Raw genomic sequence first — 7,857 nt, forward strand, 5'->3', positions numbered from 1 at the left:
GTGAGTAAGACCTTCGGCAAGTGGATACGTCGGCCCTGGCTGCTGGGGGTGGCCGGGGGGATGCTGGTTGCCTCGCTGCTCCTGCAGTACTGGCCGCTGCCGTCGAGCTTACAAAATCGCGACTACGCCCGTCTGATACTCGCCGACAATGGCGAACTGCTCGGAGCCCGGATTGCCGGCGACCAGCAATGGCGCTTTGCCCCGGTTACCCACCTGCCGGACAAATACGAGCAGGCACTGTTGCTGTTCGAAGACCGGCGTTTTCGCCTCCACCCGGGCATCGACCCCCTGGCCATCGCCCGGGCCGGTTGGGGCAATATCAAAGCCGGTCGGGTCACCAGCGGCGGCAGTACCCTCACCATGCAACTGGCGCGAATGCTGCGCGACGACCCGCCCCGCACTCTGCCCAATAAAGCGCTGGAGGCTCTGAGCGCTCTGCACCTGGAGTGGCATTTCAGCAAGGATGAGCTGCTGAATTTCTATGCCAGTCACGCCCCTTTTGGTGGCAACATCGTCGGCCTGCGGGCCGCCGCCTGGCGTTACTTCGGACGTGAACCGGAGCAGCTGTCCTGGGCGGAAGCGGCCACCCTGGCCGTGCTGCCCAACAGCCCGGCTTTGATCCACCCCGGACGCGATCGCGAGCGTCTGCGTCAAAAGCGGGATCATTTGCTGCACCGTCTGACCGAGGCTGGCGCCCTGAGTAAACTGGATCTGACGTTGGCGCTACGCGAGCCGCTCCCCGAACGACCCCGACCTTTGCCTCATCTGGCGCCTCACTTGCTGACTACCTTGGCCTCCGAGGCCCCTTCTCAGGCAGTGTTCCACACGACCCTGAATGCCGACCTGCAGCGACGTACCCAGCAGATTGCCGAGCAGCAGGGGCGTCGCCTGGCTCGGGACGGCGTCCACAACCTGTCGATTCTGGTGCTGGATCATGAACGGATGCGCACCCTGGCCTATGTGGGCAACCAGGCCGCCGGAGACAGCCACGCACCGGCGGTGGATATTATCCAGCGACCGCGCTCCACCGGCAGCATTCTCAAACCTTTGCTCTACGGCCTGATGCTGGAAGAGGGCGAGCTGTTGCCCACCACTCTGGTGCCGGACATTCCCGCCTATTTCGGCGGCTACCGCCCGGAAAATTACGATCGCCAATACCGCGGCGCGGTGCCGGCCCATCGGGCGCTGGCCCGCTCGCTCAATGTGCCGGCGGTGCATATGCTTAAAGACTACGGCATCGAACGTCTGCATCATCGTCTTCAGGAGTTGGGGGTGAGCACTCTGCATCGCCCGGCGGAAGACTATGGATTGAGTCTGATTCTGGGTGGTGCCGAAGGCACTCTGTGGGAGCTGACCAACCTCTATGCCCGAATGACTTCCATGGCCCGTGCGGGCACCTGGCCCGCCGAAGCACAGCGGATCCATGGCGAACACGGAGAGGCAAAGGGCGATCCCGGCCTGGGGCAGGGTGCCGCCTGGCTGACTTTGCAGGCACTGCTCAATGTTGTCCGGCCCGGCACCGATGCGCTCTGGCGGGACTTCAGCGGCAGTCAGGCCATCGCCTGGAAAACCGGCACCAGTTATGGCCTGCGCGATGCTTGGGCCATCGGCAGCAACGGCCGCTACACCGTGGGCGTCTGGGCCGGCAATGCCGGCGGTGAACCAGCGCCAGCGCTGAGCGGCCAGAAAAGTGCCGCGCCGGTACTGTTCGAAGTGTTTGCCCAACTGGGCAATCATCGCTGGTTTGACCGGCCGACCCGGGCTCTGAAAACCGTGTCCGTGTGCATCACCGATGGCTATCTCGCCGGTGGCCAGTGCGAGTCGCGCGAAATTGATATTCCCCGGCACAGCCACTTTCAGCAGGTCACCCCGCACTACCAGCGGGTCCAACTCGATGCCACCGGTCAGTATCGGGTGCACGCCGGTTGTGAGCGGGTCAGCGCCATGGTCTCGGCCGACTGGTTCACCCTGCCACCGCTCCAGGCGCACTTCTGGCGCCTGCATCACAATGATTACCGGTCGGTTCCCCCCTGGCGGTCGGACTGTCTGGCCGCCGTTCACCACTACGCCGATGACCAACCTATGGACCTGCTCTATCCCCGTGAGGGCAGCCAGGTGTATATCCCACTCGAACTGAGCGGGCGGCGCGGGCGCACTGTTCTCCAGGCCGTCCATCGCCATCCCGAGGGAGAACTGTTCTGGCATCTGGATGATCGTTATCTGGGGAAAACCCGACTGTTTCACGAGCAGGCGGTCTCACTTGACCCGGGTTGGCACAAATTACGTCTGGTGGATGGGGATGGCTACCAACTGGAGCGTTGGTTTCGGGTTCTGGGCGGCGAGGGCTAGAACTGAGTCACACATTCGCGATAGACGTTGTGGCATAATTCGCGCTGCAAATGACAGGGATTACAAGGAGTGGCTGAGTCATGCTACCTGCAAGTGTGCCTTACCTGAACGACCTGCTTGGTCGATATTACCGCTTTTATCACCCCAGCCAGGGGCCTCGCCCGACCTCGCGACCGATGTGGTTTGGCGACAACTTCTATGCGCATCAATTTCTGATCGGCCTGGATTGCGCCTCAGATTTCTGGCTGCAATTGTTGGTCAGCCTCGGTGACCCCACTCCGCCCGCCGACCCCTGCGATGCCCGCCGGCGCGTGGCGGACTGGATTGCCGAGGGACGGGTTCAGATCTACCCCAGCGCCAACCCGGCCATGCTCAACAGCCTGAGTGGCCTGACCCGCTTCCGCAATAACCAGGACAGCGCCTGGGCACTGATGCCGGCCGCAAACGCTACCAAGAGCGACCATCCCGCCCGGTCTTTTGTCAGCCTGAGCGACGCTAAAGCCTTTGTGCAGAGCCTCAATCCCAGCGCCCAACAACTCAAAGCCACCGGAAAATTGCTCCCGGCTGGCCAATGGCAAGCACAGGCCCCGCTTCAGTCCATTGCCCAGGCGCTGCACGAAGGTGAGCTGGTGGTAGTGGAGGAGCCAATACAGACCGGCGCCGGTAAACCCGGAGGCGACACCAATCTGGTAGAAGAGCTGCTGGAAGCCACGGCCGGAAACGCTCTCGCCACCCTGGGCCCCCACGCCGACGACCGTGGCGATGGCGCACAAAACGATGACCCCGTCGAAGAAATCCCCGTTTGCGAGCTGCAAAAGTTCATGCTGCGCTGCGCCCACTACGGCTCGCGCGGTTACATGCTCGACGTGCTCAACGGCGAGCCCAATATGAACGGCACGCAAAAAGTGCTGCAGGTCATTACCCAGGATGACCGCCCCGACAAAATCACCGTCGATTTCGCCGGCGCCTGCGGTCACGGCAAAAATGCATGCCCCTCAATCAATCTGAGCGGCCCGGACGGCGACAGTGTCATCAAACAAAGTGGCAAAGAAATCGCGGTGCTGCCGCCAAGCAACGACCAGCCGGTGGAAACCTTCAGCGACTTCCTGCGCCGTTATCTGTTACCGGGTGATATCGACTTCAACACCTACCGTTTCCACTCCTCCGGCTGCTCAGAAATCGAGCAGGTAGAGGGAATTGTACATGCGTTTCCAACAGTGAAGTGGGAGGGCGGCGTTAAGGCTGGATACTCTCAGAGTAGTACGTCTAAAAGCCTTGATAGTAATGAAGGCTCAACCGGAGACTGGGCACTCTCCGGGAAAGTGTCCGGTCAGGTGAATACTCACCATTGGGAGCTCGGATCGGACAAAAAGTTGACGGTGGACGACTGCTTCCCTGAGATCCGGTCAATGATGGACACCGTGACCGAAAGCATCGAAAAGTACACCCGCAGAGGGAAAAACCGGAATGAGTCCAATCGAAACAAGGTTGAACTGACTTGGCCGACCGTAGAGCTCAAAGGGGGTGTTGAGCTTAAAGAGGTTGAACAGCGAAACGATATCGCGGTATCGGGAAGTATATCGTTGTCCATGGCGCCTCTGCTTAAAGCTGATGTGTGTGTCGATATTCTCGATACCATAATCAGCCTGCAGGGGCCCCACTCCACGATTCTTAAGGAGATTCGAGAGCGCGCGCAACAAGGGATAGGAACAGAGCAGCTCAGCGCAGGCGCTGTAGTCGCACTGGACTTGCTTATTTCCGGTGAGCTTTCAGGCAGCTTATCCTGGGAAAAGAACGCAGGAAAACGCTGGTTGGCCAAAGACGGAGTAACGACGACCAATAAAAGTGCTCTGAGTCTGTTGGTTGGCGTAGAAGCCAGAATCGAGGCGAAAGCAAAAATATTCTATGTCGAGGTCAGGGCGGGCATGGTAATGTCCCTCAAGAGCGCGGGATCTGAATCTAAAGGTATTGGCGCTGTGTTCGAGCTTACGTCAACCGTAAAAGAAGGTGAGCCCGCGATTGGTGGAAGTGTGCTGTTTACGGGTGCGGCGCTCTACTACACCTACTATGCGGAGGTAGCCAAAGGAACGGTGGATTCGAAAAACGCTGAGAATGAGGATGACCAGAGAAGGAGAGGTCGTTACAAGAAAGCACAGAACGAAAATTTGAAAGAGAAAGAAATGAAAAGGCTCAGGGAAATATTGCCAGAGGCCAGATTTCCTAGAGAAAAAAAGGAGTATTCCCTTAATGAAGCTCCATTCTAAGCTGGTTCTGGTGTTATGTATTTTTTTATCTTCATCCTGTTCTGACGGTAAAGGTGATGGAATGAGTGTGCTTGAAAAAAAACCGCTATTTTACTTGTTAGTAGAGAGTAATAATGTCGAATCTTTCGTGAATATAAATGGTGTGAAGGTCCATCAGGTGAATAGCTTGATGGGCCAGTCGAAAGTTGAGCTTCCCGTTAACAATTATATTCACCCTGAAAAAAACACTTTTTCCCTTGGGCTTTTTGCGCCTGAAACGGGATCTGAGTATCCAGAGTCTGCGAGGCTCTCAGTGAGCTTGGTTGTTAAGCCGGATGAAGATTTGAGCGTCAGTCACAAGATAACAGATATTGTGTTTGATGGGAGCGAAACTGATCTCGTGGCCCTAAACGGCGGTCCTGGGAGTCGTCAGGTCGACCCAGAGAATGAGTTCATCGAAAATTCCCACGGAAATATTGTTATACATCCTTTGGATATAGAGCAGCCAGAAGAGGAAATGGCCGGCCCTACACTTACAAGGACGGTAGACATCCCTAACAGCTTGCCTTTGTGGAAGTTCTTTTTAAGTGATGATCTTCCTGATTACTTTGCAGTTTCAGACGAGACGTATTACCGGGACAGGGATGAGCTTTACGAAGAATATAAGAGGATTGAGGATGCCCTCATTGAGGGGGATATCGACGTTATAATGACAATGTTCGAGGAGAGGAACTCCGAAACTGACAGGGCTTTTTACTTACAGGATGGAACGACGGCGGAAGAGCTGAGAGCGAGCCTTAAAAAGTCGCTAAGTAACCCCGATTTGAAAATTGTTAGATCAGACAATGAGAAATTTGGATTGATCCACGAACCAAATGGAAAGCTGGTTGCGTTAGTTCGGTCAGATGATGGTCCAGCAATTGCCTTCAACTTCGTTGATGATCCCGGATCTGTGAGGTATGGTCTTGTGTTTCGACGCGAAAATGGTAATTGGATTATAGCCCGATAGAACCAATCACTTTCGGTATTTTCCGTATTCTTTCTGTTAATCTTGAGGTGTTTTGCGCCAACTTTAACTGCATCACACAAAAATGGATAAAGGACTGGCATAATGCCGCCCTTTGAAGTCTGACACGGAACACAAGGAGTGCACGTCATGCCCCTCGCTTTACTGCGCCAGCTTACCCTGGCTTCTCTGATGACTCTTGGTTTGACCGCCTGTGGCGGCAGTAGTGGGGGCGGCCCGGAGCCCGGTTCGTCCAGCAGCCAATCGTCTAATTCACCCTCGTCTTCCAGCGTGCCGCAGACAAGCTCAAGCTCGTCTGAGTCCTCTGTCAGTTCCAGTTCCAGCTCAACTTCCAGTTCAGTATCAAGCTCCAGTAGCTCGAGCCAACCCGCTGACCTTGAGCCCGCCCCTTTCTCGTTCGAGCCTCAATTTGATGTAGAGCCTGGTGCCACACTGACCAGCAATACCGTCACCGTCAGCGGTATTGATGCCGTTACCACGATTTCGGTTACCGGCGGTCAATACAGTATCGAGGGTGGCGCTTATACCGACGCCGACGGCGAGGTGGACCTGGATGACGAAGTCAGGGTTCAAGTGACGGCCTCCGGGAATTTCAGCACCGAAGCGTCTGCCATGCTGACGATTGGTGGGATTAGCGGCACCTTTACCGTTACCACCGAAGCCGAAGATACGACACCGAATGCCTTTGGCTTTGCCCCCCAGGAAGGTCTGGATCCCGAAACAGAGGTAACCAGTGAAGAGGTCGAGATCAGCGGGATTAACACCCCCGTGGCCGTCAATATCACCGGTGGTGAGTACCGGGTCAACGGTGGAGAGTTCACCACCGAAGCGGGAGAGCTTCAGCCGGGAGATGCTATCTCACTGCGTGCAGTAACGCTTAGCGGTCCTGACCAAACTCGGGAGGTGGCGATCACCATCGGAACCGAAACCGTCGAGTGGGCGTTGACCACCGCCCCGGATGAAGAGCCTCCGGTCGGTGAAATTGCGTTCCCGCCCCCCATGAGCGCCAGCGGCGCCGAAACCCTGACCATCCGAGGGCGAGCCTCCGATGAGCTCAGCGATGTTGCCGAAGTCACCCTGACCGTTCACCACGGGGACAGCACCGTTCCCTACACCCTGGAAACCGACGAGGAATCCGGCTTTGCTGAATGGCAGCAGAGCATCACCCTGGCTCCCGGCGAAAACCGGGTATCACTACAAGTCAAAGACGAAGCGGGCAATGAGCTGGAAGAGCCGGTGGAAGTGACGGTGGTTGGGCAGGAATATACGGCGCCGTTTCCGGATGATGAGCAGGGACAGTTTGACATTGGAGACATGGTTTATGACGAGGCTCGTAACCGTCTTCTTTTGTTGGGTAGTGATCAAGATGAAGGGGTAGCTGAGTACCGTGTTGCATTGGCAGTGGACTTGAGCACTGGAGCTCGCTCTGTTTTTGTCTCAAATGACGGCGAAAACGAGGCTCTAAACTTATGGGCCCTTGGTATTGGCGCCCTTGATACTGAGAATAGTCGGTTATTAGTCGCTCGTGACATTGTTGGTGATACTATTTACGAGGTTGATCTTGAAACAGGGTTGGCCGAAGAGATCCTACGGACAGATTCTGAAAGCAGTACGTCAGATTTCGATCAAGTTCGCGATATTGTTTTGTCTCCATTAGATACCAAGAATATTTATATACTTTCAGGGGGCGATTACAAGCGACTTTTGAGGGTCGATCTCGTCTCTGGAGAAAGTACAGTCATCTCAGATTATGAGGCTGGTGTCGGCGATGGGCCGGATTTCGGATCAGCTCGAGGACTCGTAATTACAGAAGATGAGAGCCAGGCTTACATTTATGGTGGACTTGATCTGTATAAGGTGGACCTGACGAATGGTAATCGAGAGGGGGTTCCTCTGGACTACCCGTCAGACCATGTTATCAAGGCTGTAAATGATTTTGTGCTTATGGACGAAGAGGAGAAACTATACATTTTCGAGACATCTCGCGGGATTATGAAAAGAGGCACTTCGGCCGATGAGTGGGTTGTCGTTCATCCCTACGATGAAAGCGATGAATTTGATGCTCGACTATCTGATGGTGCTCACTACATGGAAGAAGATAACTATCTCTTTGTCGCTCAGGATTATCATAAAGTGGTATTTGCGTACGATCTAAACACAAACGAGTTTGTCGTTATAACCCGCTATTCCGAATAATTTCCGTAAGCTATTAAAATGAAAAAGGTCCGAGCCGATCTC

General features: G+C 55.5%; 4 protein-coding genes. All 4 read left to right on the forward strand.

The genetic code is table 11. The features are described 5' to 3' along the window. Window positions 1-2,349, forward strand: coding sequence for a penicillin-binding protein 1C (gene pbpC, locus CMG77_RS11335; RefSeq protein ID WP_286805043.1), 2,349 nt, complete (start codon window positions 1-3; stop codon window positions 2,347-2,349). Window positions 2,350-2,429: 80 nt separating this feature from the next. After that, window positions 2,430-4,613 (forward strand): hypothetical protein, encoded by a 2,184-nt coding sequence (locus CMG77_RS11340; protein WP_286805042.1) that lies wholly within the window; start codon window positions 2,430-2,432, stop codon window positions 4,611-4,613. Between the two features lie 61 nt (window positions 4,614-4,674). After that, the gene (locus CMG77_RS11345) at window positions 4,675-5,601 is read left to right on the forward strand and encodes a hypothetical protein (RefSeq protein WP_286805041.1); all 927 of its coding nucleotides are present in this window, start codon (window positions 4,675-4,677) and stop codon (window positions 5,599-5,601) included. 147 nt (window positions 5,602-5,748) lie between these two features. After that, window positions 5,749-7,815: a hypothetical protein gene (locus tag CMG77_RS11350; protein ID WP_286805040.1), complete on the forward strand. Its 2,067-nt coding sequence runs from the start codon at window positions 5,749-5,751 to the stop codon at window positions 7,813-7,815. The last annotated feature ends 42 nt before the right edge of the window (window positions 7,816-7,857 follow it).

Origin of the sequence: Marinimicrobium sp. (assembly GCF_002695945.1) — a bacterium.
Lineage (GTDB): Bacteria > Pseudomonadota > Gammaproteobacteria > Pseudomonadales > Cellvibrionaceae > Marinimicrobium > Marinimicrobium koreense.

Coding starts and splice junctions, on each gene's coding strand:
- CMG77_RS11345 (WP_286805041.1), top strand. CDS start 4,675: ATGAGTGTGCTTGAAAAAAAACCGCTATTTTACTTGTTAGTAGAGAGT.
- CMG77_RS11340 (WP_286805042.1), top strand. CDS start 2,430: ATGCTACCTGCAAGTGTGCCTTACCTGAACGACCTGCTTGGTCGATAT.
- CMG77_RS11350 (WP_286805040.1), top strand. CDS start 5,749: ATGCCCCTCGCTTTACTGCGCCAGCTTACCCTGGCTTCTCTGATGACT.